Here is a 25,491-nt window from a genome sequence, read left to right on the forward strand (position 1 = left end):
GTGCGATTGGACGGCAACACTGGCGTCCAATCGCGAACAACAAGCAATATTTGCACCATGCAAGAAAAGGTTGATTACCAGCGACGCTCGGGTGGACGACCGTAGTTGTCACGGCGAGGACCACTGGGGCCACGTCCCGTGTTACCGGAACCGCCGCCCATTGGTCGGCGCTGCCCGAAGCCACCACCGCTGCTGCGATCACCATAGCGGTCGCGGTTATCGCGCTCATTATAGCCGCCGCGCTCACGGTTGCCGCCATAGCCACCACGATCATTATAGCCACCAGGACCACGACCACCACCAACGGAACCCTCGCGCTCGCGTCCCATGCCATAGCCGCCACCAGAGCGTCCACCGGGACCGCCACGACGCGCGGGGCCGCGCTCTTCAGGCTCAATCGTTGGCATCTCGCCGCTCAAAGCTGCGCGACGGGAAAGATTGATACGTCCCTGACCATCGACCTCGATCACCATCACGGTAATCTCATCACCGACAGAGACGACATCTTCGGGGCGATTGACCTGGTAATCGGCCAGTTGAGAGGTGCGTACCAGACCCTCTTTGCCCGGCAGGATCTCGACAAACGCGCCGAAATCAACGAGGCGGCGAACTGTGCCGGTATAGATGCGGCCAACTTCGACCTCTTCGGTCAGAGCGCGTACGGCATCCAACGCCTGCTGCATCGCCTCGCTAGAAGTTGCGGAGACATTGACGGAGCCATCGTCCTCAATATCGATCTTCGCGCCGCTCTCCTCCTGAATCTTGCGGATCATTTTGCCGCCCGGCCCGATAACTGCACCGATCTTATCAGGATTGATCTTGATGGTCTGGATACGTGGCGCATACTCAGACAGCTCCTCGCGTGGAGCATCGATTGCGTCAAGCATCTTCTCCATGATAAACATGCGGCCTTCACGCGCCTGCTCCAGCGCCTTCGACATGATATCGTAGGTAATGCCCTTGACCTTGATATCCATCTGAAGGGCGGTGACGCCATCAGCGGTACCGGCGACCTTAAAGTCCATATCGCCGAGCGCATCCTCGATCCCTTGAATATCGCTGAGAACCGCCCATTTGCCAGCGCGCTCGCCTTCGCCAGTGATCAGGCCCATCGCAACGCCCGCGACAGGGGCATGAATGGGAACACCGGCATCCATCAGCGAGAGGGTGGTGCCACAGACCGAACCCATCGAGGTTGAACCATTCGATGAGAGCACATCGGAGACGGCACGAATGGTGTAGGGGAACTCCTCATGCGAGGGGATGACCGCTGCAACGGCACGCTCAGCCAGAGCGCCGTGTCCGATCTCGCGACGACCAGGACCACGCAAAGGCTTGCTTTCGCCTGTTGAGAAGGGTGGGAAATTATAGTGGTGCATGAAGCGCTTGCTCTCACTGGCACCAAGTCCATCAAGGATCTGCTCTTCGCCCGGTGAACCAAGCGTCACCACGCTCAAAACCTGCGTCTGTCCGCGTGTGAAGAGGGCGGAACCATGTGTGCGTGGCAGGAGGCCAACCTCGCAGGTGATGGGGCGAATGGTTTTGAGGTCGCGACCATCGGGGCGGGTAGCAGTATCCAGAATCGTGTTACGAACGTACGCTTTTAGCTCTTTCTCGTAGAAGTTAATGATATCTTTCAAACGATCGGGATACAGGGTGCCCAGTTCTGTCACCAGCTCGTCCTGCACCTGGCTGAGCGCCTGAGAGCGAGCGGTTTTATCGGGGTTATTGACAGCCTGCTCGAAGCGAGGACGCACAAACTCGGCCACGCGCCCGTGCAATTCTTCATCAACCGGAGCGGGGTTGAAAGGACGCTTGGGCTTGCCAGACACCTGCATCAACTTTTCTTGCATCTTAATGATATCTTGCAGCGCCTCGTGGCCAAAGCGTACAGCCTCCAGCATCAGATCTTCGGGCAGCTCTTTGGCTCCGGCCTCCACCATCATCACCGCATCGGCTGTTCCAGCAATTGCCAGATCGAGTTTGCTGCGGGACATCTGCGACTCCAGGGGATTGATCACCAGCTGATCATCGATATAGCCGACGCGTACGGCTCCAACAGGGCCAGCGAAGGGAATATCAGAGAGGCTTAGAGCGGCAGAAGCGCCGACAATACCCATGATATCAGAATCATTTTCCTGGTCTACAGAAAGCACAGTAATGACGATCTGCACATCATTGCGATATCCTTTGGGGAAGAGAGGGCGAAGAGGGCGATCAGCGAGACGGCAGGCGAGAATGGCGTGTTCAGTAGCGCGACCTTCGCGTTTGATAAAACCACCGGGGATTTTACCGGCAGCATACATACGTTCTTCAACATCAACAGTTAATGGAAAAAAATCAATACCTTCACGAGGCTCATCGCTGCCAACCGCAGTGGCCAGGATAACGGTATCTCCGTAGCGCACCAGCACAGCGCCGCTACTCTGCTCTGCCACACGACCGGTCTCGATACTCATGACGCGGCCCCCAATGACAGCTTCTTGACGGTGAATCATATTTCCTCCGACTTATTGGCACCCTATACCTAACATAGCTTCAACATGCATTTCACTTAGAGTCTTTCACATCCCAACGCTTACAATAAACTGGGTGCAATTACTCTTTTGTATGTACGATCCTGTTGTTGTGATCGCGCCTGTAGTCATCTTTCGTCTCTTCTTGCTCGCGCGCGAATCGCATACAAATCTATCTGTCCTGTGTGTGTGTGGATTTCCCCTCTGCCTCTTGACTTCACTCGTACTGATAGCTCTAGCTCGCTTCTTTCACGACAATGCTTTCTGGTCTTCTGTGGTGGAGAAAATGGAGCAGCGGTCGGGCGTTCCATATGGTAGCGCCATGACACAACACCGACCGCATCCACAACAAATCCGTGCCTAGTGGCGCAGGCCCAGCCTGGTTATTAGCGCCCGGTAGCGCTCTGGACTTTTCTTGCTGATATATGCCAGCAAACGTCGGCGTTGCCCAACCAACATCATCAGGCCGCGACGTGAATGGAGGTCATGCTTATGGATTTTCAGATGCTCGGTAAGCTGATTAATACGACGCGTCAGGATCGAGACCTGCACTTCGGGCGAACCGGTATCAGTTTCATGGACACGGGAATCAGCAATAACCTCTGCCTTTTCTTGAACAGTCAATGCCACGCTTCTCACTCACCTCCTAGTGATACAATTCATGTCTTCATCGGGAGCGCAGGCCTTGTCCCCGCCCACGATTGATAATAATAGGTGGAAAAATGACGACTCTACGTTCGCATTATAGCATGGATAACGTAGGGGTGCAATGAAAAGCGCCCCTACGTTAGAAGATTGTAATGGAAAATAGAGTGTCGTAGGGGCGCTGTTTAGAGGCAGCAGCCCCCTTAACACGAATAGCAGCAAAACTACTTAACGGTGACTTTCGCGCCAACCTCGGCCAGTTTCGCAGCGATTTTCTCGGCCTCGTCTTTAGAGACTGCCTCTTTAACAGCTTTAGGAGCCTCGTCAACGACAGCTTTGGCCTCTTTCAGACCCAGGCCGGTCAGTTCGCGCACAACTTTAATGACGTTGATCTTGTTGGGGCCAACCTCGGTGAGGACGGCATCGAACTCGGTCTGCTCTTCGATAGGTGCGGCAGCAGCCTGCTCAGCAGGTGCAGCTGCGGCAGCAGCGCCAGCAACGGCGACAGGTGCGGCGCTCACGCCCCACTCTTCCTGCAATTTCTTGCTCAGTTCGACGAGTTCCAGGACATTCAACTTGCCAATTTCTTCAATAATGCTTGCTACGGACATGATATATTCCTCCTGATTATTTTATTCGCTAACGGGTCCACCGTTGAGTTGCTCTGCATGAGCCTGCAATACATAACAAAGATCGCGCAATGGGGCGGTTAACAAACTGTACATTGTGCTGAGCGGCCCCTGAATGGTGCCTACAACCTGCGCTTTGGTCTGATTCTTGCCACCAGAAATTTTTGCAACACCCTCAACCTGCTCAGGGTTGAGTGCGCGGCCACCAAGAATAGCGGATTTGAGAACGGCTACCCTGGAACCCTGCACATAATCGTTGACGGCTTTTGCCGCAGCTACTTCATCATCATAGCCAAATGCAACTGTGGTCTGGCCGTTGAAGATGCTTTTATCCAACTCTGTCATGTTGTTTCGCTCACTGGCGATACGTAACAGAGTGTTTTTCGTAACCTGAAGCTCCAGCTTCGCGGCACGCATCTTGGCGCGCAGATCGTTCATGTCTTTCACAGACATACCCTGCGTCTGCACCAGTACTACGATAGATGCGCGGCTCAACTTCTCCGTTAATACATCAATCTTCTCTGCCTTTTCCTTTGTTGGCATCGATTGCTCCCTCCTTTCTGATGCGGGATCTAGCTAGATAGGGAAAAAACGCGAAAAAACGCCTTCGGTAATATGTACCGAAGGCGAGAGATACTCATTTTCTGCTCTACAACGACGCACGTACTATTACTGCACGCAGCATCAGTTGTCTGCTTTATTGAAATTCCCTCGGCAAGCCGCCGATTGCTCGACGTTTATGTGCCATGATAGGCATACTTGCTGTCTTCGGTTGATTGATTATTTTGTTGTATGGTCTCTATTCACCCGCGACAACCACAAGGGATTGTCGCTACATGGTCATACAATTACAGCGAGCAGGTGGATTAAACCTGTGGCTTGAGGGCCAGCGCAGACGCGACCTCAAGGCGTACGCTTGGAGACATGGTGGATGTCAACACCACGCTCTTCACATAGGTTCCTTTTGCGCCGGATGGACGTGCGCGCACCACCGAATCAACGACGGATGCGACGTTGGAAAGGATTGCCTCTTCGCTGAACGAGAGCTTACCCGCAGGGATATGCAACAGCGAGGTGCGATCAACTTTGAACTCTACACGACCAGCTTTGACTTCACGAATGGTTCTGGCGAGATCAAAGGTAATTGTACCAGCTTTCGGGCTGGGCATCAAGCCACGAGGACCGAGTTTGCGACCAAGACGACCGACTTTACCCATGACATCGGGAGTTGCGATGGCGACATCAAAACCGAGCCAATCGCCCTCGATCTGTTTGATCAGATCGTCCAGGCCAACAAAGTCTGCGCCAGCCGCCTCCGCCTCGGCGACCTTCTCGCCCTGTGCAAAGACCAGCACCTTGACCTCTTTACCAGTGCCAGCGGGCAGCATAGCCACGCCGCGCACCATTTGATCCGCATGTCGGGGATCAACACCGAGCTTCATATGAACTTCGACAGTGGAGTCGAACTTCACGTAATTCATTTTCTTGAGGAGTGAAATGGCCTCCTGGGGCTGATAGAGCTTCTCGGCATCGACGAGTTTAGCCGCCTCCAGGTATTTCTTACCGTGTTGTGTCATCTTCTTTTATGCCCTCCTTGAGGCAAAAACCGCAGTGACTCTCGGGCCATGCTTGCTTAACGAATCTAGCTAATGGTAATACCCATGCTGCGGGCGGCACCTTCAACCGTGCGCTCTGCGGCCTCAATACTGTTCACATTGAGGTCTTTCATCTTCAATTCTGCAATCTCGCGCAGTTTCTCACGGGAGATCTCGCCAACCTTTGTTTTATTAGGAGCCGCTGACCCCTTCTCAACGCCGGCCGCTGTCTTGAGCAGATACGACACTGGCGGAGTGCGCGTCACAAAGGTAAAAGAACGATCCTCATAAATGGTAATATCAACAGGAATGATCTGGCCTGCCTGTTCCGCAGTACGCGCATTGTATTCCTTACAGAACATCATAATATTGACGCCGTGAGGACCAAGCGCGGTACCAACAGGGGGAGCAGGGTTGGCCTTCCCAGCCGGGATCTGTAGACGGACTACAGCTTTAATACGCTTTGCCATGACAACTTAAACTCCTCAAGAACCAAATGGTATTCTTAGATTTTCTCAACCTGGAGGAAATCCAGGACAACAGGGGTTTCACGACCGAAAAACGATACCAATACAGTAACTTTATTGCGATCCATATTAATATCGCTTACCGTACCAATGAAATCGGCGAACGGGCCATCAATCACACGTACACTCTGGCCTTTAGAGAAACTAATCTTGGCCTTTGGCTTTTCAGTTTCCTTCGTAACCTGCTTCAGGATGGACTTAATCTCGTGTTCCTGGAGAGGAACAGGTTTTGTCCCCGAGCCAACGAAACTTGTAACACCAGGCGTGTTACGTACGACATACCAGGCTTCATCACTCATAACCATCTCGACTAATACATAGCCAGGGAAGGTTTTACGCTGTACAGTACGTCGCTGACCCTGTTTAATCTCCACCTCTTCTTCCATCGGGACAATGACCCGAAAGATTTTATTGCGCATATTCATTGACGAAATGCGAGCTTCGAGGTGGCTCTTTACTTTGTTCTCATACCCGGAATATGTATGAATCGCGAACCATGCACGCTCTTCTTCTTGCTTTGCTCCGCTATCACTGGTATGTTCAGTAACCACAGCGTTTCCCTTCATGCTTTCCAGATGACGAAGCTACTTGCCGCCGCCAATAATAAGAAGGAAGAGATGATACAATCCAAAGTCGGCAGCTGCCAGGAGCGCTCCTACCAGAACAGAGATGACGATGACCGCAATGGTCATGTTCCTGGCTTGCTCGAAGGTGGGCCATGTCACCTTATGACGGAGTTCATAATATGCTTCCAGGAAAAAGCGACCAATGCGATTGCTGCGAATACGAGCAACAATAGGGGAGCCTTTTTCGCGGCGCGGGGCCGCTTTGCTCTCTGTCTTCTGCTCTTTCCGCACTTCGCGTGTCGCTACTCTGGCGCTTTTTGCTGGCTGCTCCTTTTCCTTGCCGCGTGTTTTGAGTTCAGCCGTTTGACTCCGACCTGTGCTTTTCTTCTTTTCGGCCATTTTGTTTGCCACGTTCAACCTTTCTCGATCAGTAGCGACCGTTATACTAGCACCATCAGTACTCTGCTGTCAGCCATTGTCAGCGTACTATTGGCCTACTATTGTACCATCCTACTATCTACTTGGTTTCACGGTGGGACGCATGTACCCGGCAAGTGGTACAGAATTTGCGCAGTTCGAGACGCTCAGGGTTGTTTTTCTTATTCTTCGAGGTGGTATAATTGCGGCTTTTGCAGGTCGTGCAAGCCAGCGTCACCACAATGCGATTTTCTTTGCCTTTAGCCATAATTTTCTCCGTTCAGGCTTGGCTTGCCAGTGTATTAAGATAGACGTCGATCGTATCTCAGGATAAGCAGTGGTGGGCGGGCGTATATATAATATATGCGCGCCCGCCCACGCTTCTGTGCTATCTGAGTTATTCAATGATACCGGTGCAGTTGCCAGCGCCAACGGTGCGACCACCTTCACGGATGGCGAAGCGCACGCCCGCTTCCATGGCCACCGGCTGGATCAGCTCAACCGTCATCTCGATGTTATCGCCCGGCATCACCATCTCCACCCCCTCTGGCAACTGGATCGCTCCAGTCACGTCGGTCGTGCGGACATAGAACTGAGGACGATAGCCGTTGAAGAAGGGGGTATGGCGACCACCCTCCTCTTTGGAGAGGACATAGACCTGGGCCTTAAACTTCTTGTGCGGCTTGATGGAACCGGGTTTGGCTAGCACCTGTCCGCGCTCGATGTCGGCACGCTCCACGCCTCGGAGCAAACAGCCCACGTTGTCGCCTGCGATGCCGGAGTCCAGCGTTTTCTGGAACATCTCGACGCCGGTGACCACGACGGTGCGGGTCTCCTCTTTCATGCCCACGATCTCGATGTTCTCCCCCACCTTCACCTGTCCGCGCTCGATACGCCCGGTCGCTACGGTGCCACGTCCTTTAATGCCGAAGACATCTTCCACCGGCATCAGGAAGGGCAGATCCACCGCGCGCTCGGGGGTAGGAATGTAGCTGTCCACCTGATCCATCAGCTCCCAGATGCATTTGGCATCAGGATCATTGCGCGAGAGATCGCCTTTGCTTTCCAGGGCTTTGAGGGCCGAGCCACGCACGACGGGCACATCATCGCCGGGGAAGTCGTTCTTGGAGAGCAGTTCACGCACTTCCAGTTCGACCAGTTCCAGCAACTCCTCGTCGTCCATCATGTCGGCTTTGTTGAGGAAGACCACGATGGCTGGCACGTTGACCTGGTGGGCCAGCAGCACGTGTTCGCGGGTCTGAGGCATCGGGCCATCAGGAGCGCTCACCACCAGGATCGCACCATCCATCTGGGCGGCTCCGGTGATCATGTTTTTGATGTAGTCGGCGTGACCGGGGCAGTCCACGTGGGCGTAGTGGCGTTTCTCCGTCTCGTACTCCAGGTGAGCGATCGCGATCGTGATCCCGCGCTCGCGCTCTTCGGGAGCTTTGTCGATCTGGTCAAAGGCCGTATATTTGGCAAGCTGAGCAGCGGCCAGCACTTTGGTGATGGCGGCTGTCAGGGTCGTCTTACCATGGTCAATGTGTCCAATGGTTCCCACGTTCACATGCGGCTTTGTTCGCTCGAACTTTTTCTTAGCCATTTTGTATTGTGGCTCCTTTTGCAATCCTACTTGCGATCAGATAGCAATGGGTATAGACATGCAGCAGCCGTCCCCTGATAACCTGATCGTTAAAAAGATAACTTCCCAACTCAAATCCAGCTCAAATCTATAATCTGACCGATTCATTTTGCTGATCTATATCTGAGTCAGAAGGAAGCGACGATCAACCAGAAGACGGCGGCAAAACTTATAAACCTACGCGGAATTTCGTGAAGATGGAACCGGAGCGAGAAGAATAATCCAGCCCAGACATCCTTCAGAAACCACGAAGCCCGTGATGGGAATCGAACCCATGACCCCAGTCTTACCAAGACTGTGCGCTACCGCTGCGCCACACGGGCAAATCACTTTGGAGGAATTTGGTGGGCAGTGGAGGATTCGAACCTCCGAAGCTTGCGCAACTGATTTACAGTCAGTCCCATTTGGCCACTTTGGTAACTGCCCTTAATTTAACCTTGTGCATTGAGTTTGTTGTGCGTCCGCCAGTTCGTTCTGACTGATCGACGGGCATATTATAGCCGACGCTTTGTTTGCTGTCAAGTACTTTGTTGGGCCATTTTATAAAGAAGCTAAAGAGGGACAAATCCATAAAAATTGGTCGATTTCTCTTCTTCTTTATGTGGCCTATGATAGGGGTAGCAGAGAATATAGTTGCGGTTTCTGGCACAGTTGTGCTCACACGCAGTGACAATCATGGGGTATACTGATGCTGGTACACACTCTGTGTATCTCCTCTACCTGTTCTCTCCCCTAGATTTTGGAGGTATATCATGGCAATTGCGAAACAGCCCTTTGGTCGCAGCGGACATATGAGTACACGCACGTTATTTGGTGCCGCCGCGCTTGGTTCCGTCACGCAGGCGGAGGCCGATCAAACCCTGGAGGTGTTGCTCCAATATGGTGTGAACCATATCGATGTGGCCGCAAGTTATGGTGATGCCGAGCTGCGTATTGCTCCCTGGCTGGCTCGCTATCGCTCTCAATTCTATCTGGCAACGAAGACCGGAGCGCGTAAGGCTCAGGAGGCGAAGGAAGAGTTGCATCGATCGCTTGATCGCATGAAAACCGACTATATCGATCTCTGGCAGCTCCACAACCTTGCTGATCCTATCGAGTGGGATATTGCGCTCAGTCCCGGTGGCGTGCTGGAAACGGCTATCGAGGCCAAAGCGCAGGGATTAATCAAAGCAATTGGAGTTACTGGGCATGGCACGCAGATTGCCGCCACGCATCGTCGCAGCCTCCAGCGCTACGACTTCGACTCGGTGCTGCTGCCTTATAACTACGTAACGATGCAAAACCCATATTATGCCGAGAACTTCAATGCGCTGGTCGAGACGGCACAGCAGCGCAACGTGGCGGTGCAAACCATCAAATCCATCGCCTATCGCCATTGGATGGGGCGTGAGCATACCCATTCCGTCTGGTATCAGCCCTTGCAGGAACAGCACGATATCGATCTGGCCGTCCACTGGGCGTTGAGCCGACCCGGTATCTTCCTCAACACGGTGGGAGATATTCATCTGCTGCCAAAAGTACTGGATGCCGCCAGCCGCTTCCAGCCAGAGCAGGCACCAACCGACGAGCAAATGAAAGAAATGGTAGCGCGCTTGCAAATGGAACCGCTGTTTGTATAAATGCTACTAACGAGAAAGAGGTCTCTAGCAATGCACTTTGAGACCTCTTTCTTTACTATTAGAAATCAAATCTAGGCATCAATCTTACGATCCAATTCCAAAAGATCACTCAAAAAACGATATAAGAGTACAACATCTTTCTGATATATCGTCTTTTCGCTTATCCAATCGTCCTGCGCAATGCTCGATGTGTTTGCAGCACCGGGTTGAAGAATGCTAGTAATGCATGCTACTAGTGCCTTATCTTTTTTAGTAAAAATTAGATCTTTGGTGTGAATTTCATCCAGATCATTAATAAACTGCAAAGCTCCCTTTTTATGATCAAGGTAGACAATTGAGGCGCACTCGTTCAGCATAGAGTCTAAAGAGCCTTGCCTTTTGTTATCAGGCAACACATAAATACCAGTTCTGGGAGGTCCATTTGTGATACTTCCTGGCATTTCTGAAAGAGAGGGAAAGATGGTTCGTAACTCCTTAGCTTTCTTTTTAGCTACCGCATCTGGTTGCCTATTATCAGCATCGACAATCAATCCGAATGAGTAAATCTCACGAGCATAACGCATATGATTCGTTGTAATTGCAATGAGGTTTTTAATCAGTTCGCTACCTTCACCCCAATAGACAGCTATAGAATGCGTTGCTGAAGTAAGAATAGACGGCATATCTAGTCGAACATATAACTTTCCCTTTTTAGGATATGTAGGAACAAATCCTCCCCAAAAAGGATCTAAATTAGCTCCATTCCCATCAAACTTTGTTAAACCAGACAATTGAAGCAATTTAGCAATTGCCGCTTGATCGTGTGGACCTTCGGTTGCCAGGAGACAATACTTCAGGCTCACTATCTTATCTCCATTCCCAACTCTTCACGCAATCGCACAACCGTCTCTTTATCAAACCTCACAACATTCGTTCGCTCTTCATCCTGTTGCAAACGGTAGGCTACAAAATCAGTCTGATCTCGTGCCGCATCAAGAATCGCATCCACGGCTTCAAGGCTATGCGTTGTTGCAAATAACTGGACGTTGTTGCTAACACAGACGTTGACAAGCCAGCTAAAAGTTTTCTCGAGTGCAGTTGTGTGGATCGCTGTCTCTAATTCGTCAATCAACAACAAACCATTTTTTACTCTTGGAATAGATGTCGCCAGAGTGAAAACGCGCCGTAACCCATCGCCAAACGTAGACAATGGAGCGCGGCCCAATTTTTTGTGCTTTATCGATAGTATTTGACTACGCTCTGAAGGCAGAATAATATCAACATCCTCAATAGCTGGATCAAAGAAACGTAAGAGGTTAATTGTCTCTTGCTTTAAATCTGCTTCCACCACCTCACTCCATAACTGCGATGTTAATCCACCCGTGCGGTGCGAAAATGGAGTTACTATCTGGCTAGGAACAGGAGGCACACGATTTTTTTGTCGATTAGGCGGAAAAGGGCTACGATCAGAAAATGTTATCTCCTCTTGAAATGAGGCATCCTGTCCTTCAAACATGGCTAGTTGTATAAATTTCGTAAAGGCTAAAACATTAATTTTAATGCTATCAACCTCTATTTCTCTTTCATCTACTACATTCTCATCCAATTTCACACCACTTCTTGATACACCTACTATTTCGGAGAATTTTTCATAAGAGGCAGAAACTTTTTCAATGGGCGAATCGCCTGAAGCAGAAAGCAAAATTCGATTCTTTTCTGTTGGTAAATCAATACTATCACCAATAGTTGAGGGAAAAAGCCAGAGTAACCGATCAACTCTTGAAGAACCTACTAATGGGGGTAACTCTCGTTGTGAACTAATATTATACCATTTACGCCAATTGAGTGGATCGCAAAAAAGCGAAAGAGCTTCTAAGACGCTGGTTTTACCAGAGTTATTGTTGCCAACCAGGAGGTTCACCTGACCGGGCTTCTCAAGTTTCAGGTCTCGCAGACCACGAAACCTCTGTATAAAGAATTCATCGAGATGTGCCATATTCTGCCCTTTGCTCCTCTTTATTCAAATGAGAGGGGCTTGACCAACGAACCCCTGATAAGCCTGTTCTACTAGCATTATTATACCTTTTACATCTACAAGCAACCATAAGCAAGTTCTATAAGATAAATTACCCTCGCTGATAGAGCATTTGTCAGCAATAGCGAAAAAGAGACTTTTGATTTCACAAAATGCGATGCAATCCTCCTAACCTTGACAAATACTTTACTTATGTGGTATAAATGATAGAGAGCCACAGGTGGTTCTTTCTTCGCTGGATTATCAATAGTGATAGTTATCCTCTGGTTTTGCGTTGTAGCGAGACGCATATAATACTGGGACGCTCCTCAAAGTAACGATACATATCCATAAAGATACACACCGACCCTGATTTTTTGCTTGCATTGCAGCAAGAATGACATTAGTTAGCTTCCCCGCGTTTTGAAGCGATAACTACATATCATGGTACGCTTTTTCATGTCAGGCATCACCCTCATAATACACGGTTTTTCTTTGTGCGAAAAAGCATATATAGCTGCAAGAAAAGAGAGAATTTATGCAACAGACGAAACGAATCGCCATCATTGCGCATAATAACAAAAAAAATGATGTCCTGGAATGGGCGAAATTCAACAGATTTTTCCTGGCTCAGCATGAGCTGTATGCCACTGGAACAACAGGCAAGTTACTAGAACAGGAGATTGGCATCCCGGTTCACAAGCTACAAAGCGGACCGCTTGGTGGTGATCAGCAAATAGGTGCCAAGATATCGATGCAAGAGATCGATATCCTGATCTTCTTCTGGGATCCTCTTGAGCCACAACCCCATGACCCAGACGTGAAAGCTCTTTTACGAATTGCCGTTGTGTGGAATATCCCGATTGCATGTAATCGAGCCTCGGCGGACTTTCTGATTACGTCGCCGCTAATGAGAGTCGAGTATCAGCCCTACCTGCCTGATTATCAGGAATACCTGAATCACAATTATGACCAGCAGACAACAAAAGTAAGGCAGGAACAACCTGTCTCGCTGGATACTGCATGATACGTCTTCGAGCGCCAGGGAACACAAGTTTCCTGGCGTATCATTCACCGCATAAAAAAAACATCTCAAGCGGCTGCGCGTGCGGCTTGAGATGTCGTCGTAAAAATACGGGGTGCCAGGGAACGGAGAACCTATGATCCTGACGGCTTAGAGAGAAAACCAACAAGACCTGCGACAGCGGCAAAAATGAGAAGGACGAATGAGATGTTTTTTCCGTCGCTGAGAGTACTGTTGAGACCAATGCCAATAAGGGCTAAGAGTATTGCGAAAAGAAGTAATTGTGTACTTTTAGTCTGCATATATCTCCTTCTTCATAGCTGTGGTAGGGGAATGTGTCCGGATGCATAGAACGATTTTGTATGTATTGTACCAAATTATATGGACAAAAAAACATCTCAAGCGGCTGCGCGTGCGGCTTGAGATGTCGTCGTAAAAATACGGGGTGCCAAGGGACGGAATCGAACCGACGACACCAGCATTTTCAGTGCTGTGCTCTACCAACTGAGCTACCTTGGCGTGGCACTACTATAACATTTCCCTCCCACGTCGTCAAGACCTTTTTTGGCCCGTCTCGAAATCCGTCAATCAAACTCCTCTCAAACAGCTTGCATTGAGCCTCCCCACCTCCTTGTGATAGGATGGCAGAGAAAACATTGACCCGTTTTGTACTCTCTGGAAGAAAGGGCTTCTTCATGACACATTCTAATCCTGCCACACAGCGGCCGCGCCTCTCAGTCTCTACCTGGAGCCTGCATCGTACGCTGGGCGATCCTCAGATCTATGGTCCTGAAAGCGGACAGCAGATCCCGGTCGATACACACGGCAGAGGAGCTATCTCGCTGCTGGATTTGCCTGCTCGCCTTGCTCAATTCGGCATCACCACCCTGGAAATCTGCCACTTCCATCTACCCAACCTAGACAGTGGATATTTAACAGAACTGCGCGCTGCCCTCGCCGACGCGAACGTTGAACTGTTCTCGTTGCTGATCGATAGTGGCGATATCACCAATCCTCAGCATGGCGAACGCGATCTGGCCTGGATTAGCTCGTGGCTTGATATCGCTTCCAAACTGGGTGCCCAACGAGCGCGCGTCATCGCTGGCAAGGCCGATCCAACGGCGGATGCGCTCGCAACCAGCATTCAACGTATGCAATATTTAGCGGAGCAGGCAGAAGCGAAAGGGCTGCGACTGATGACAGAGAACTGGTTTGGCCTGCTCTCTCGTCCACGCACAATTCATGCACTCTTCGATCAGCTTGACGGAAAAATTGGCCTCTGCTTCGACTTCGGCAACTGGCGCGGCCCCAACAAATATGTCGATCTACAAGATATCGCTCCCTACGCCGAGTCCTGCCACACCAAAGCGCATTTTGATCCTCCCTATCAGATCGATAAAGAGGATTACACACGCTGCCTCGATATCACAAAGGCCGCAAACTTTGCCGGACCCTACACCCTGATCTACGATGGACCCGGCGACGATGAATGGGCCGGTTTAGCTCTGGAGCGTGAGATCGTCCAACCCTACCTGTAGTTCATCATTCGGCAAACGGCTGGCGAAGAATCGTGCGCAAGCGTTCGGGAGCTGTACGAAACGGATCATTCAAGTAGATCTCGTGGTGCCTCCCGTTCGCTCGCCAGCCGCGCTGCTCAAGAAAGGCGTGCAGGCGCTCAATTGTTGGTCGCTCCTCGCTATAAGGGCCGGCGTGCAGAATTTGCGCTGCCCGGCCCTCAGTGAACGCCTCGAAGCGCATACTGGCCAGATCGAGTCGCTTCTTGCTCCCAACATCGCTTCTGGCTTGCTCAAACATTGCCTCTGTGATCTCCTCTGGCTGCATGATCATCGCCGTCCAGAGCCAGTTGGCGCGATCCGTGTCGTACCAGAGCGTTCCCTCTCTTGTCCGCCATAGCCCCTCTAGAGGCATCACCGTATAATCGAGCGCTGCATCTCGTTTCTTGAGCATAAACTTTAATGCATAGGCAACGGCATAGAGCGCTCCAACGGCATCAGCATAGACCGTACCGTTCGGATCACCTGAACCATCGAGCATCAAGAAGTTCATCGTTGGTACTTCTACCACTGCAATCTCACCAGCAGAGGGTTGATAGAGGTGCTTGAGCTGTTTCTTCAAATCAATTGTTGCCATTTTCTCTCCAATTCCTCAATATATTCTTTATTGTCACTTATAACAAACCACATATATTGATTTGTTTTCTACAGCAAGTATAGAAGATAAATCTTGACATCCAGTGTCAAGATTTCGCTGCTTCTGGAGGCTTTTCAGCCCAGTTTAAACCTTGAGCATTATTCCCCAACATTTGCTAATATCACCCTGACTATCACCCCTGCGGGTGATAGTGACATTGCAATACGTTCGTAAATATCTCATAAAAGTTGATACAGATCACTCTGTTCATGCTTCTTCTCAACAAAAACTAGAAGGATATTCTTCATGGCAAAAAAGCTTACAATTACGCAGAGACGCTGGTTGATTTCTGCCCATATTCTTTTTAGCATTATCTGGATTGGCACCTCGCTTTGTCTTCTCATTCTCGCACTCACGGCACTAGGCACAAGTGATCCCAGCATGCTTCATATCATTTATCTCCTGGCTGAAGTGTTGGATAAGACACTGATCTGGGGATCGTCTATTGGCGCGCTGGCGACGGGCTTCCTGCTATCGATCCTGACTCATTGGGGTTTGCTCAGGTTCTACTGGATTATTGTCAAGGAGGTGCTCAGCATCTTCTCTTTTGCCCTCGGATATGCGGGATTGCATACGTGGTTAACACATCTTGGCACAATGACCGCTGTACAAAGCAGTGATACAATCCAGGCGGCCTATCCTCTCACTCTACACATATATATTGCAGGTTGCACTCTGGAGCTTGCAGCTCTCGTCATCATGGTGATCATATCTGTGTTCAGACCCTGGGGCCAGTTCAAGTCGCCAAAGAAACCCATGAGGATGGCGATTCCTGTTTCGTAGAGGTGCGCGGCTTGCGAGGGCTGCAAACGCCGCACAAAATAGAGCTTGATGAGAAAGAGAATACGAATATCGCGCGGTTTCTCCACTGGTAAGGTGAGCCAGTGGAGAAAGACGCTCTCCCCCTCTGGTTTGAGATGAAAGATCTTGCGTGGTGATCTCGTTCCCTGCGGCTCCAGTAAGGACAGAGTAGCAAATCATACCCTGGCTCCCCTCCTTCTCATCATGCCAGGCAGCAAAATACTCCCTGACATCTATACGAGCCGCTTTCTACTTTTACCTGTACCATGCAACTTTCCGAATTACAATCATCAAGCAGTTTCCCTCAGCTTCTCAAGCCATTTTATATGGCCTCACTTCTTTCAGTGAGCGACGGCGCACCACCACCGTTTGTGCGACGCGATCCCCCAGGCGTTGTCGTGCTGGTGAGGTCCAAATCAGGATAGCGCCCAGGAGATAAGGGATACCATAGGGGATATGATCAATAATGCGTAACAGATTGCGAGTGATGGATTGTCCCCAACTCATAGGCGAACCATCTAGCCTGACCACACGAACGCCAAGCAGCATTTTCCCAATAGTCGCCCCTAACGCCGCCTCCATAATAACAAAGTAAACAAAAGGAATAATTGTACCGATAGCTATTTGGAGGACAGCATATGTATCTAGATGCCTCAACCAGTATGCCAACATATGGGCAGCATCGCCTTCGGTCGTTGTTATATTTCCAGTTGAATGCAAGCCCATGATACTCATCCCGCGAAAGAGCACGTTCTGGAAGATCACGAGAATGATCCCATCGATGATGAGTGCGACGAAACGCCTGCCAACACCCACATATTCTAGAATGGGTGCGGCTGCTTGAGAATAATAGCTGTATTGTGGCTGCATAAGCGCATCTTTCCTTCTTTTCTATCTGTTTCTTGATATTTCTTAAAGAAAGGTATGATATGATATACGCCAAGTAGTTACAAAGAATAAGTTACTGATACACTCATTCATAACAATAAACCGAAGGAAACAAAAACGCTTCTGTGAAATTACCTGGTTTCATAGGAAAACGCCCAGAAGTTGTGCAAGGATTTTGCGAGGGCGAAAAGCGGCGGCGGGGATGGTGATAGAGAGCGTGGGCTAGATCTCTATCCGCTTGCCCTGCAATTCATATAACCAGGAGAGCAAGGCTTGCGTCTGATAGATGCGGCTGCGCAACACAACATGATCGAAGAAAGTATCATCCTCTGAAGTGCCGGTTTCCGCTGCTTGCATCGCTTCTAGATGGTGCAGAAAGCGCTGGCAGGCGTTGATCTGTTGTTCGATGAGGTGCGCGGCTTGCGAGGGCTGCAAACGCCGCACAAAATAGAGCTTGATGAGAAAGAGGATACGAATATCGCGCGGCTTCTCCACTGGTAAGGTGAGCCAGTGGAGAAAAACACTCTCCCCCTCTGGTTTGAGATGAAAGATCTTGCGTGGTGGTCTCGTTCCCTGCGGCTCCAGTTCGGCCTCAATATAGCCCAAACGCTCCAACTTTTTCAGGAACGCGTACATCTGACTCATTTCCAGGTGAACGATCTGTCCCAGCGTCCCATGCTCAAATTGTTGAAACATCTCATAACCGTGCATGGGACGCTCTTTCAACAATCCCAACATAGCATATTCGGCTGGTTCGCTAATCTGCATGCATGTACCTCGCGGTAGGGTAATCAAAGTATTGCCATTATAATGTACCAGCGATTACAGGGCAAGTTCTTACCAATTTTCAAAAAAGTCGCCCAGGTTCTTGACCTTGAGTACTTCATGTATTGCATAATGCATCTATCCAGAAGAAGATAGGGATAGGAAAAGCAACATGAACAAAGAACGCTCTCAACAGGCCAATGATCTGCCATATCACAAGATCACCGGCCTGCGCTATGCCGATACGCTACCGGGCAACGCTGGTCGGGTCACACTCTATCTGCCGAAGTGCGGCACCGGGCCGTTCCCCGTCCTCTGGACGACGCAGGGGTGTGCCTGGTTATCTGACGCCGGACATGATACCATTCAACTCGGCTCTATAGCAATCAACGATGCGGAAGGATACGCAAAAGCTCTTGCGCCAGCCGGGTTCGCGGTGATGGCGGTCTCCGTGCGTTCCAGCGCACAGGCGATCTATCCCGCTCAACTGCATGACTCTAAGGCTTCGGTACGCTGGTTACGCGCTCACGCTCAGGAATATCAGCTCGATACATCGCGCATCGTCTCCATCGGTGGCTCTTCTGGTGGACACGCAGCTGTCATGCTTGGCCTGACCAACGAACGCCCCGATCTGGAAGGGACGATCGGTGTGACAGGATATTCCAGCCGGATCAATGTGATCGTCGCCTTCTTCCCTGTAACCTCGCTACTCGAAATGGACCCGTATAATTATCCAGGCGGGTTTGAGCTGATCAACAGCCTCGGTGGGGGCACACTCGGCCATAGCGATCCCTTATCGCCAGAATCTCGTCTGATCGGCGGCCCCATCACAGAGGTTCCAGACAAGGCAAAGACGGCGAGTCCCATCTATTACGTCGATCATCACGCTCCACCGCTGCTGCTTGTACATGGCACCGCCGATTTGAATGTTCCCTGGCAACAGAGCCAGTTGCTCTTTCAGAAATATGTGGAGAACAAGCGGCCAGCCACCTTCTACCTCATGACCAATCAGCCACACAGCACTCCCTATCTGGATGAGACGGAGAACTTCACCAGCAGAATTGTGCAGGAAAGCACCGAATCAGGGATCAGATATCCCGCGCCCCACCCACCCATGATCTGGGAGATGCTCGCTGGATGGCTCCAGCAAGTTCTTCAAAAATGATTCAGGGGCGAACCGCAGTGCCATCAGGGGTTCGTGCCAGCGTCCAGGTTGGCGGCCCCTCTGAGCAGGGATACTTCGCCGCCAGCTTCTCATCGATATCAATACCCAGGCCCGGCTTGTCATTTGGATACATATATCCATCACGCACTTCAGGACAGCCTGGAAAGATCTCCTGCAACTTTTCGCTAAAGCCGCTCCATTCCTGAATGCCAAAATTCGGGCTATTCACATCGAGGTGCAGGTTGGCGGCATGTCCCACAGGCGACGTATCGCCCGGTCCATGCCATGCGGTACGCACACCAAAGGTTTCGCAGAGCGTTGCCAACTTCTTCGCCGACGTGATGCCTCCGATCTGGCTAATATGGACGCGGATAAAGTCGATCAGACGATTCGTGATCAGTGGCACCCACTCCTGGGGATTGTTGAATAGCTCACCCATCGCAATTGGCGTCGCGCACTGCTGGCGCAACATTGTAAACCAGCCATTCTGCTCTGGCGGCAGGGGATCTTCCAGAAAGAAGAGGCGATACGGCTCAAGCTGCTTCGCCAGACGTATCGCCTCTATAGGAACCAGGCGCTCATGGATATCATGCAGCAATTCAATCTCATAGCCCACCTGCGAGCGAATATGCTCAAACAGGCGCGGGATGCTGCGTGCATAGGCGTCGGGATCGAAATAGACACCGGGCTGAGCGTTCTCCGGCAACGAGCGCGGGGCAGCACTCGCGCCATATTTGCCGCCATATCCGCCCATCTGACAACGAATATAATGATAGCCCTCTTCCATATAGCGCTGTACGCTCTCCAACACCTGCTCTTCTCCCTGTCCATCAGCGTGTCGATAGACCGCAGCAGCCTCGCGACATTTTCCTCCCAGCAGATCGTAAACGGGCATCTCTGCTTGCTTGCCCTTGATATCCCACAGCGCCATATCCACCCCTGAAATAGCATTATTGAGGACCGGGCCGTTCCGCCAGTATGAATTGACCATCATGGTCTGCCAGAGATCCTCAATGCGAGCAACATCCTTGCCAATCAGAAACGGCTTGAGATAATCCTCGACCGCCGACCGCACGGCGAGGGGACGCTGCGTGAAGGTTGCACATCCCAACCCGTACAGACCCGCCTCCGAGGTCTCCACCTTGACCACCACCAGCCGATCATTGCCCGGCATCGTCAAGATGGTACGTACGTTTCTAACCGTGATTGGAGCCATGCCCCTGTTCTCCTTATCCTTCAACAAGACAATGATTACAACATCCTACCAGTGTACACCACAATTCCCCCTGTTGAGTAGCTTCATTGGCAACCGAATGCGCCCGTCTTTTTAGACCAAAAGGACAGATCATTGCACCTCTCACTATGCTATACTTAGTATAGTGAGACGAATTTGAGGTTTTTTCCATGACATTTCCACATATCATACTCCTCTTTGTTGCTGCGATACTTGGCGGTACGCTGAACGCGGTCGCAGGAGGAGGCAGCTTTTTTGCATTTCCGGCGTTGCTCTTTACGGGCGTGCCTCCCGTTCAGGCCAACGCAACTAATACGGTTGCCCTGTGGCCCGGATCGGTTGCCAGCATGGGAGCCTATCGCCGCGAACTGGCAGCACAGAAGCCCGGCTTTCTCATTCTGCTCATTGGCACCAGTTTGATCGGGAGCATCCTGGGCGCTCAATTGTTGCTTGGCACGTCGCAGGCTACGTTTGTGCAGTTGCTTCCCTATCTCATGTTGATGGCCACGTTGCTCTTCACGTTCAGCCCATATATTACGCAAAAACTACGGGCCATGCGCGCCAGCAAAAAAGCAGCCGTTGAAGAAGCAGTCGCAGCCGAGGGAGAAGAGATCACCGAAAAAGCGGTCAGCGAAAAAACAGCGCCAGGCCGAACCCAATGGATCGGGATGGCCATAGCACAGTTGATCATCTCAATCTATGGTGGCTATTTTGGTGGTGGCATTGGTATCCTGATGCTGGCCACGCTTGCGATGATGGGAATGGAAAATATTCACGAGATGAACGGCGTCAAAACGCTGCTCACCGCTTTCATCAATGGTGCCGCAATGATTACGTTTATCATACGTGGGGCTGTGTTCTGGCCCGAAGCAATTCTAATGGTCATCGGCGCTATCATCGGCGGCTATGGCGGTGCCTATTATGCTCGCAAGATCGAGCAGAAATGGATACGCCTCTTCGTCATGTTTGTTGGCTTTGCGCTCACGATTTATTTCTTCGTAAAGCCTTTTCTCTCATAAATCGCCCGAACACAAACGAGCAACTGACTCAATGTCATACAATGACCCTTCTCAAGCGTGAACTCGAAAGTATCGCTAAGTGATCATCCGACGCGTCCAGCGTTTCTTAAAGAAAGCGGGAGTGCATGGAAAGGCAACAGACTAGAACCGAAACCCAGGACACGGAGCAGCAAGCCACCACTGCCACCAGTCAACCCATAAACGAAGAGAGTGTCAGCAAATGGGCAGTACTGGCCATCGTCGCAGTTGGCGTCTTTATGGCCACGCTGGACTCTTCAATTGTCAATATCAGCCTGCCCACCATTGCTCGCTATTTTAACGTTCCGCTCAATGGCGCAATCGAATGGGTGATCATCGCCTATCTAGTGGCTACCGCCGCCATTCTCTTAACTGCTGGACGGTTGGCAGACATGATCGGGCGTAAGGCCGTCTGGCTGGCTGGCCTCTTGCTATTTACCAGCGGATCAGCCCTGTGTGGCGCGGCCCCTTCGCTCGGCTTCTTAATCGCCGCACGCGCCTTTCAAGGTCTTGGAGGCGCGCTGTTGATGGCCGTAAGCCCCGCTCTGCTGATCAATGCCTTTCCACCACAAGAACGCGGTCGCGCGCTGGGACTCAACGCTGTAACGGTCGCGCTGGGCGTCAGCGTTGGCCCTACGCTGGGCGGTCTGATTACGGCCTCTCTCTCATGGCGCTGGATCTTCTATGTCAATGTCCCCATCGGCATTATCGGCATTATCGCCACCCTGCGCGTTCTCAAGGAGCGCTCTCGCCGCAATCCTGGTCGCTTTGATCCATTCGGCGCGCTGTTGCTGGCGGTCGGTCTGGCAGCATTGACGGCAGGACTTTCCTTTGGCCAGGAGATTGGCTGGAGTTCCCCACTGCTCATCGGCCTCCTAGCGCTTGGCGTCGTCGCCCTGGCCTTGCTGCCGATTGTCGAGAAGCGCGTCTCCAATCCCATCATCGACTTCGCCATGTTCCGTAATCGCGTCTTCTTCTCCGCCAATATCAGCTTGATCCTTAGCTTCCTGGCAATGTTCGCCGTTAGCTTTATGCTACCCTTCTATCTGGAAGAATTGCGCGGCTTCTCTACTGAAACCGCTGGTCTTCTGCTCACGCCATTTCCCATCGTACTCGCCGTGATTGCGCCGATCAGCGGATCGCTCGCGGATCGCTTCGGCTCGCGCTGGCTGGCGGCTGGTGGGCTGGCAATTGCCTGTCTCGGCCTGTTCTTTATCAGCCAGCTCAACGAACATAGTTCGATCTTCGATATCGTCTGGCGACTGGTCTTTACCGGCGCAGGGCAGGCCATCTTCCAATCGCCCAACAATAGCGCCCTGCTAGGAGCAGCTCCAAAATCGCAACAGGGGAGCGCCTCTGGCTTTCTGGCTACCGGGCGCACGATGGGGCAGAGCTTGAGTGTGGCACTGGCGGGAGCAATCTTTGCCGGTCTGGGTGGTGCGAGCGCGGGCCTGACGCTGGCAGCAAATCGCACTCATCTCGATCCGGCTCAACTTGCCACGCTACAACATACCTTCACCAACAGCTTCCAAATGACCTTTATCGTCTGCACCTGTATTGCCGTCATTGGCGTTTTCACCTCGCTCGTGCGCGGCAAAGAGGAGAAAGTAGCGGTCCGCCGAGCATAGTTGCAGAGGTTTTTCTCCCGGACGTTGGCTGGTGCATCAGCGAAATCGGAGGGGGGACCGAAGATGGCAGGGGCGATGGCTGGTCCTCGCCCCTGCCATCTTCGGAGAGGAGCGCAATTCTCAGCGCCCCGTCTCGCTTCCTCCCATCACAACGCATGTATCTGCATTTCTCCCTCCTACGTTACAAGACTAAAGCGGTCTTTTCAAGAATGGCACAGCACGATATAATACAGTCACTTATCTCTATCACTTTTTCTAGACAAACATACAGGCTGGTGGCAGGAGTAACATTTTATGGCGAAACGGCAGCATTTTTTAGTGCGCTTTTGGGGTGTGCGGGGTAGTTATCCTACACCTGGCCCGCAAACACTTCGTTATGGTGGCAATACCTCTTGCGTAGAAGTACAGGCAGGCTCCCACACTTTGATCTTTGACGCCGGGAGCGGCATCATTCGCCTGGGACAGGAACTGATGCAGCGTGCCGATGGAAAAGATCTCCATCTCACGTTATTCATCACACATGGACACGGCGATCACCTCATCGGCTTCCCCTTCTTTGCTCCCCTCTTCTCTCCTCACACCCATCTGCACGTGGTTGGTCCGCAACTGGCGGATCATGATGTCGAACAACTTTTAGCATCGGTTATGTCACCACCGTATTTCCCGGTAGACCTACGTCAATTGCCATCGCAGCGTACATATCATACAATCACTGATGAGCAGAGTGTGAAGTGGCGCACAGATACAAGCGAGCCAACTATTGGAAAGTCTACGAAAAGCAAAGAGTCGCCGGAACTCTGCGTGGAGGCCAAGTTTATGCAGAGCCATCCACTCAACGGCGCGATCTGCTATCGCATCGAGTTTGCCGGACGCCGTATCGTCTATGCAACCGACGTAGAATGGCGCAACGGCTGTGATGCTGATTTTCTCCACTTTGTGGAGGGAGCCGATCTGCTAATCCATGATGCCCAGTATACGGTGCATGATTATCAAAAGGAAAAGCAGGGATTTGGACACAGCACCATCGAGATGGCGGTGGAGGCGGCGCGGATCGCTCATGTTCGTCAACTGATCATGTTTCATCACGAGCCAACCTATGACGATACAAAGTTGGACCAGATGGAAGCAAAGGCCCGGACCCTCTTCCCATCTACGCGCTCCGCACGTGAAGGTATGGAAATTGATCTTTTCGACGAGGTAGATAATACCTGACGTTCTGAAAAGATTATAAATAGTGATCGTTTCAACAAGGTAGATACTACCTGGCTAAGAGAGAGAACTATGGAACCGAGAATAAAAGTCATAAATGTTGTTCTGGCATTAATGATTATCGCCTCATTCCTGGTCGCAGCTGTCATTCGCGAGTGTGGTCATGCATTGGTCGCCTACTGGCTGGGAGATCGTACTCCGTTGGAAGAGGGGCGACTGACACTGCGTCTCCGTCCTCACCTGGATTCCGTTGGCACGCTGCTCTGCGTGATTCTGGCCTTTCAGCCGATCTATGCGTTTCCGGTCGGACTGGGCTGGGGAAAGCCGGTCAAACCTGATCCCTGGAAATTGCGCGTCGGAGCAGATCGCGGCGTGTTTCTGGTGGCACTGGGCGGCCTCATCACCAATCTCATCCTCGGATTGCTGGTGGCTCTGCTCGCAAGCCTGGCGGCTCCTTTCCTGCTCCGTGTAGCTGCCAGTCCTGTCTCCCCCTACGTCCTGCAACTCCTGGTGGTGTTTGCCAGCGTCAATGTTTGCATGGCGATCTTTAATCTGCTTCCCATCTACCCGCTCGATGGCTACCAGATGCTCTATAGCGCTCTGCCAAGCAAACAGGCCGTCCAGTTCGCGAAGTCGGCCCCCTATGGCGCGTTCATCATCCTGGTCCTTTTCTTCTTTCTACCGTTCCTGGCAACCCTCACTGGCCTGGGGAGTATTCCGATCCTCGGTCTGCTATTCCGTTTGCCCCAGCTGATCTGGCTGCTTTCTATGCTGATCATTTCTCCCATCAGTGGGGCAGAAGTAGCCAACTACTATTTACAATTGTGAAACTATAACCTATGAAGATACAACAAGCTTTAGACACGACCCTCTATCGCCTGCGACAAACGAAGCAGCAGCTTGGCTTTGTCGCGCCATTGACCGTCAAAGAGTATCAGGAGGTGGCACGCTGGTTGCCATCCTCCGCCTTTGCGCTTTTTCATACGATGACCCTCGCTGATCAGCGCCACAGCCTGCGCGTCTGTCAGCGACTACAGGAGCGGGGCTGCACCGAACAGGATATGCTGGCGGCTGCACTGCTCCACGATGTAGGTAAGGCGCAGGGACGCGTTCCCTTCTGGACTCGCCCGGCCATCGTGATTGGTAAGCGTTGCGCACCCGATCTTCTCCGTAGCCTCGCGCTCCCGCCAGATCGTTGCAAAAAAGAACGGCTTCCGCAGTGGCGGCTCTCGCTCAGTTACGCATGGTGGCATGCTGATGTCGGGGCAGATCTTGCCGAGCAAGCGGGCCTCTCACAACGAGCCGTATTGTATATCCGTACCCATCATCAGCCGAATGGTCCGGCCGCAGAGTTACATGCAGTCGATGATGAATCGTAAG

Annotated in this window: 26 protein-coding genes, 3 tRNA genes and 1 other annotated feature; of the genes, 10 read left to right on the forward strand and 19 right to left on the reverse strand. The window is 51.5% G+C overall.

Annotation, left to right across the window (positions count from 1 at the left end):
- Positions 1–74 precede the first annotated feature (74 nt).
- The 12 genes from K3T83_RS16015 to K3T83_RS16070 all read right to left on the reverse strand — a co-directional run bounded on the left by K3T83_RS16015 (position 75) and on the right by K3T83_RS16070 (position 8,963).
- A complete protein-coding gene (locus K3T83_RS16015; protein ID WP_220203967.1) occupies positions 75–2,498 on the reverse strand; it encodes a polyribonucleotide nucleotidyltransferase in 2,424 nt (807 codons plus the stop codon).
- A gap of 378 nt (positions 2,499–2,876) precedes the next feature.
- Positions 2,877–3,146: a 30S ribosomal protein S15 gene (gene rpsO, locus K3T83_RS16020; RefSeq protein ID WP_220203968.1), complete on the reverse strand. Its 270-nt coding sequence runs from the start codon at positions 3,144–3,146 to the stop codon at positions 2,877–2,879.
- 239 nt (positions 3,147–3,385) lie between these two features.
- Positions 3,386–3,772, reverse strand: coding sequence for a 50S ribosomal protein L7/L12 (gene rplL / locus K3T83_RS16025; protein WP_220203969.1), 387 nt, complete (start codon positions 3,770–3,772; stop codon positions 3,386–3,388).
- Positions 3,773–3,793: 21 nt separating this feature from the next.
- Positions 3,794–4,333 (reverse strand): 50S ribosomal protein L10, encoded by a 540-nt coding sequence (gene rplJ, locus K3T83_RS16030; RefSeq protein ID WP_220203970.1) that lies wholly within the window; start codon positions 4,331–4,333, stop codon positions 3,794–3,796.
- A 44-nt stretch (positions 4,334–4,377) separates the two neighbouring features.
- Positions 4,378–4,580 (reverse strand) — a sequence feature (ribosomal protein L10 leader region).
- Between the two features lie 76 nt (positions 4,581–4,656).
- Entirely contained in the window at positions 4,657–5,367 is a 711-nt protein-coding gene (rplA, locus tag K3T83_RS16035; protein WP_220203971.1) for a 50S ribosomal protein L1, read from the reverse strand.
- Between the two features lie 65 nt (positions 5,368–5,432).
- A complete protein-coding gene (rplK, locus tag K3T83_RS16040) occupies positions 5,433–5,855 on the reverse strand; it encodes a 50S ribosomal protein L11 (protein WP_220203972.1) in 423 nt (140 codons plus the stop codon).
- Between the two features lie 35 nt (positions 5,856–5,890).
- Positions 5,891–6,463: a transcription termination/antitermination protein NusG gene (gene nusG, locus K3T83_RS16045; protein WP_236064911.1), complete on the reverse strand. Its 573-nt coding sequence runs from the start codon at positions 6,461–6,463 to the stop codon at positions 5,891–5,893.
- Positions 6,464–6,496: 33 nt separating this feature from the next.
- The gene (secE, locus tag K3T83_RS16050) at positions 6,497–6,889 is read right to left on the reverse strand and encodes a preprotein translocase subunit SecE (protein ID WP_220203974.1); all 393 of its coding nucleotides are present in this window, start codon (positions 6,887–6,889) and stop codon (positions 6,497–6,499) included.
- A 106-nt stretch (positions 6,890–6,995) separates the two neighbouring features.
- Entirely contained in the window at positions 6,996–7,163 is a 168-nt protein-coding gene (rpmG, locus tag K3T83_RS16055; protein WP_220203975.1) for a 50S ribosomal protein L33, read from the reverse strand.
- A 129-nt stretch (positions 7,164–7,292) separates the two neighbouring features.
- The gene (tuf, locus tag K3T83_RS16060) at positions 7,293–8,498 is read right to left on the reverse strand and encodes an elongation factor Tu (protein WP_220203899.1); all 1,206 of its coding nucleotides are present in this window, start codon (positions 8,496–8,498) and stop codon (positions 7,293–7,295) included.
- Between the two features lie 290 nt (positions 8,499–8,788).
- Positions 8,789–8,860: transfer RNA gene (locus K3T83_RS16065), tRNA-Thr, on the reverse strand.
- 19 nt (positions 8,861–8,879) lie between these two features.
- Positions 8,880–8,963, reverse strand: a tRNA-Tyr gene (locus K3T83_RS16070).
- Between the two features lie 326 nt (positions 8,964–9,289).
- On the opposite strand from K3T83_RS16070, the gene K3T83_RS16075 reads away from it, so the two are divergent.
- On the forward strand, positions 9,290–10,156 hold the full coding sequence (locus K3T83_RS16075; protein ID WP_220203976.1) for an aldo/keto reductase: 867 nt from the start codon (positions 9,290–9,292) through the stop codon (positions 10,154–10,156).
- Positions 10,157–10,227: 71 nt separating this feature from the next.
- Here K3T83_RS16075 and K3T83_RS16080 read toward each other — a convergent pair whose 3' ends face one another.
- On the reverse strand, positions 10,228–10,998 hold the full coding sequence (locus tag K3T83_RS16080; protein WP_220203977.1) for a DUF3226 domain-containing protein: 771 nt from the start codon (positions 10,996–10,998) through the stop codon (positions 10,228–10,230).
- On the reverse strand, positions 10,998–12,131 hold the full coding sequence (locus K3T83_RS16085; RefSeq protein WP_220203978.1) for an AAA family ATPase: 1,134 nt from the start codon (positions 12,129–12,131) through the stop codon (positions 10,998–11,000). Before K3T83_RS16085 ends, K3T83_RS16080 begins: the two co-directional genes overlap by 1 nt.
- Positions 12,132–12,687: 556 nt before the next feature.
- On the opposite strand from K3T83_RS16085, the gene K3T83_RS16090 reads away from it, so the two are divergent.
- On the forward strand, positions 12,688–13,176 hold the full coding sequence (locus K3T83_RS16090) for a methylglyoxal synthase (RefSeq protein ID WP_220203979.1): 489 nt from the start codon (positions 12,688–12,690) through the stop codon (positions 13,174–13,176).
- Between the two features lie 443 nt (positions 13,177–13,619).
- Here K3T83_RS16090 and K3T83_RS16095 read toward each other — a convergent pair.
- Positions 13,620–13,692: transfer RNA gene (locus tag K3T83_RS16095), tRNA-Phe, on the reverse strand.
- 176 nt (positions 13,693–13,868) lie between these two features.
- Between K3T83_RS16095 and K3T83_RS16100 the strand changes: the two genes are divergently transcribed.
- Positions 13,869–14,711: a sugar phosphate isomerase/epimerase family protein gene (locus K3T83_RS16100; protein WP_220203980.1), complete on the forward strand. Its 843-nt coding sequence runs from the start codon at positions 13,869–13,871 to the stop codon at positions 14,709–14,711.
- 4 nt (positions 14,712–14,715) lie between these two features.
- On the opposite strand, the gene K3T83_RS16105 is transcribed toward K3T83_RS16100, so the two are convergent.
- On the reverse strand, positions 14,716–15,324 hold the full coding sequence (locus K3T83_RS16105) for a GyrI-like domain-containing protein (protein ID WP_220203981.1): 609 nt from the start codon (positions 15,322–15,324) through the stop codon (positions 14,716–14,718).
- Positions 15,325–15,630: 306 nt separating this feature from the next.
- Here K3T83_RS16105 and K3T83_RS16110 point away from each other — a divergent pair, with 306 nt between their 5' ends.
- Positions 15,631–16,167: a hypothetical protein gene (locus tag K3T83_RS16110; RefSeq protein WP_220203982.1), complete on the forward strand. Its 537-nt coding sequence runs from the start codon at positions 15,631–15,633 to the stop codon at positions 16,165–16,167.
- Between the two features lie 330 nt (positions 16,168–16,497).
- Here K3T83_RS16110 and K3T83_RS16115 read toward each other — a convergent pair whose 3' ends face one another.
- Together K3T83_RS16115 and K3T83_RS16120 are read right to left on the reverse strand one after the other, a co-directional pair.
- Positions 16,498–17,055 carry an RDD family protein gene (locus K3T83_RS16115; protein WP_220203983.1) on the reverse strand — a complete coding sequence of 186 codons (558 nt, stop codon included), beginning with the start codon at positions 17,053–17,055 and terminating at the stop codon, positions 16,498–16,500.
- 240 nt (positions 17,056–17,295) lie between these two features.
- Positions 17,296–17,841 carry a PadR family transcriptional regulator gene (locus K3T83_RS16120; protein WP_220203984.1) on the reverse strand — a complete coding sequence of 182 codons (546 nt, stop codon included), beginning with the start codon at positions 17,839–17,841 and terminating at the stop codon, positions 17,296–17,298.
- A 169-nt stretch (positions 17,842–18,010) separates the two neighbouring features.
- On the opposite strand from K3T83_RS16120, the gene K3T83_RS16125 reads away from it, so the two are divergent.
- Positions 18,011–19,003 (forward strand): alpha/beta hydrolase, encoded by a 993-nt coding sequence (locus K3T83_RS16125; RefSeq protein ID WP_220203985.1) that lies wholly within the window; start codon positions 18,011–18,013, stop codon positions 19,001–19,003.
- A gap of 1 nt (position 19,004) precedes the next feature.
- On the opposite strand, the gene K3T83_RS16130 is transcribed toward K3T83_RS16125, so the two are convergent.
- Positions 19,005–20,219, reverse strand: coding sequence for an enolase C-terminal domain-like protein (locus K3T83_RS16130; protein ID WP_220203986.1), 1,215 nt, complete (start codon positions 20,217–20,219; stop codon positions 19,005–19,007).
- Positions 20,220–20,407: 188 nt separating this feature from the next.
- Here K3T83_RS16130 and K3T83_RS16135 point away from each other — a divergent pair, with 188 nt between their 5' ends.
- The 5 genes from K3T83_RS16135 (at position 20,408) to K3T83_RS16155 (ending at position 25,490) form a co-directional block, all read left to right on the forward strand.
- Complete coding sequence (locus K3T83_RS16135) at positions 20,408–21,256, forward strand: sulfite exporter TauE/SafE family protein (RefSeq protein WP_220203987.1); 849 nt, start codon at positions 20,408–20,410, stop codon at positions 21,254–21,256.
- A gap of 125 nt (positions 21,257–21,381) precedes the next feature.
- Positions 21,382–22,902: an MFS transporter gene (locus tag K3T83_RS16140; RefSeq protein WP_220203988.1), complete on the forward strand. Its 1,521-nt coding sequence runs from the start codon at positions 21,382–21,384 to the stop codon at positions 22,900–22,902.
- Positions 22,903–23,196: 294 nt separating this feature from the next.
- Positions 23,197–24,114: an MBL fold metallo-hydrolase gene (locus K3T83_RS16145; protein ID WP_220203989.1), complete on the forward strand. Its 918-nt coding sequence runs from the start codon at positions 23,197–23,199 to the stop codon at positions 24,112–24,114.
- 69 nt (positions 24,115–24,183) lie between these two features.
- Positions 24,184–24,939: a site-2 protease family protein gene (locus tag K3T83_RS16150; protein WP_220203990.1), complete on the forward strand. Its 756-nt coding sequence runs from the start codon at positions 24,184–24,186 to the stop codon at positions 24,937–24,939.
- An 11-nt stretch (positions 24,940–24,950) separates the two neighbouring features.
- The gene (locus tag K3T83_RS16155; RefSeq protein ID WP_220203991.1) at positions 24,951–25,490 is read left to right on the forward strand and encodes an HD-GYP domain-containing protein; all 540 of its coding nucleotides are present in this window, start codon (positions 24,951–24,953) and stop codon (positions 25,488–25,490) included.
- The last annotated feature ends 1 nt before the right edge of the window (position 25,491 follow it).

It is taken from the genome of Reticulibacter mediterranei (assembly GCF_016587455.1).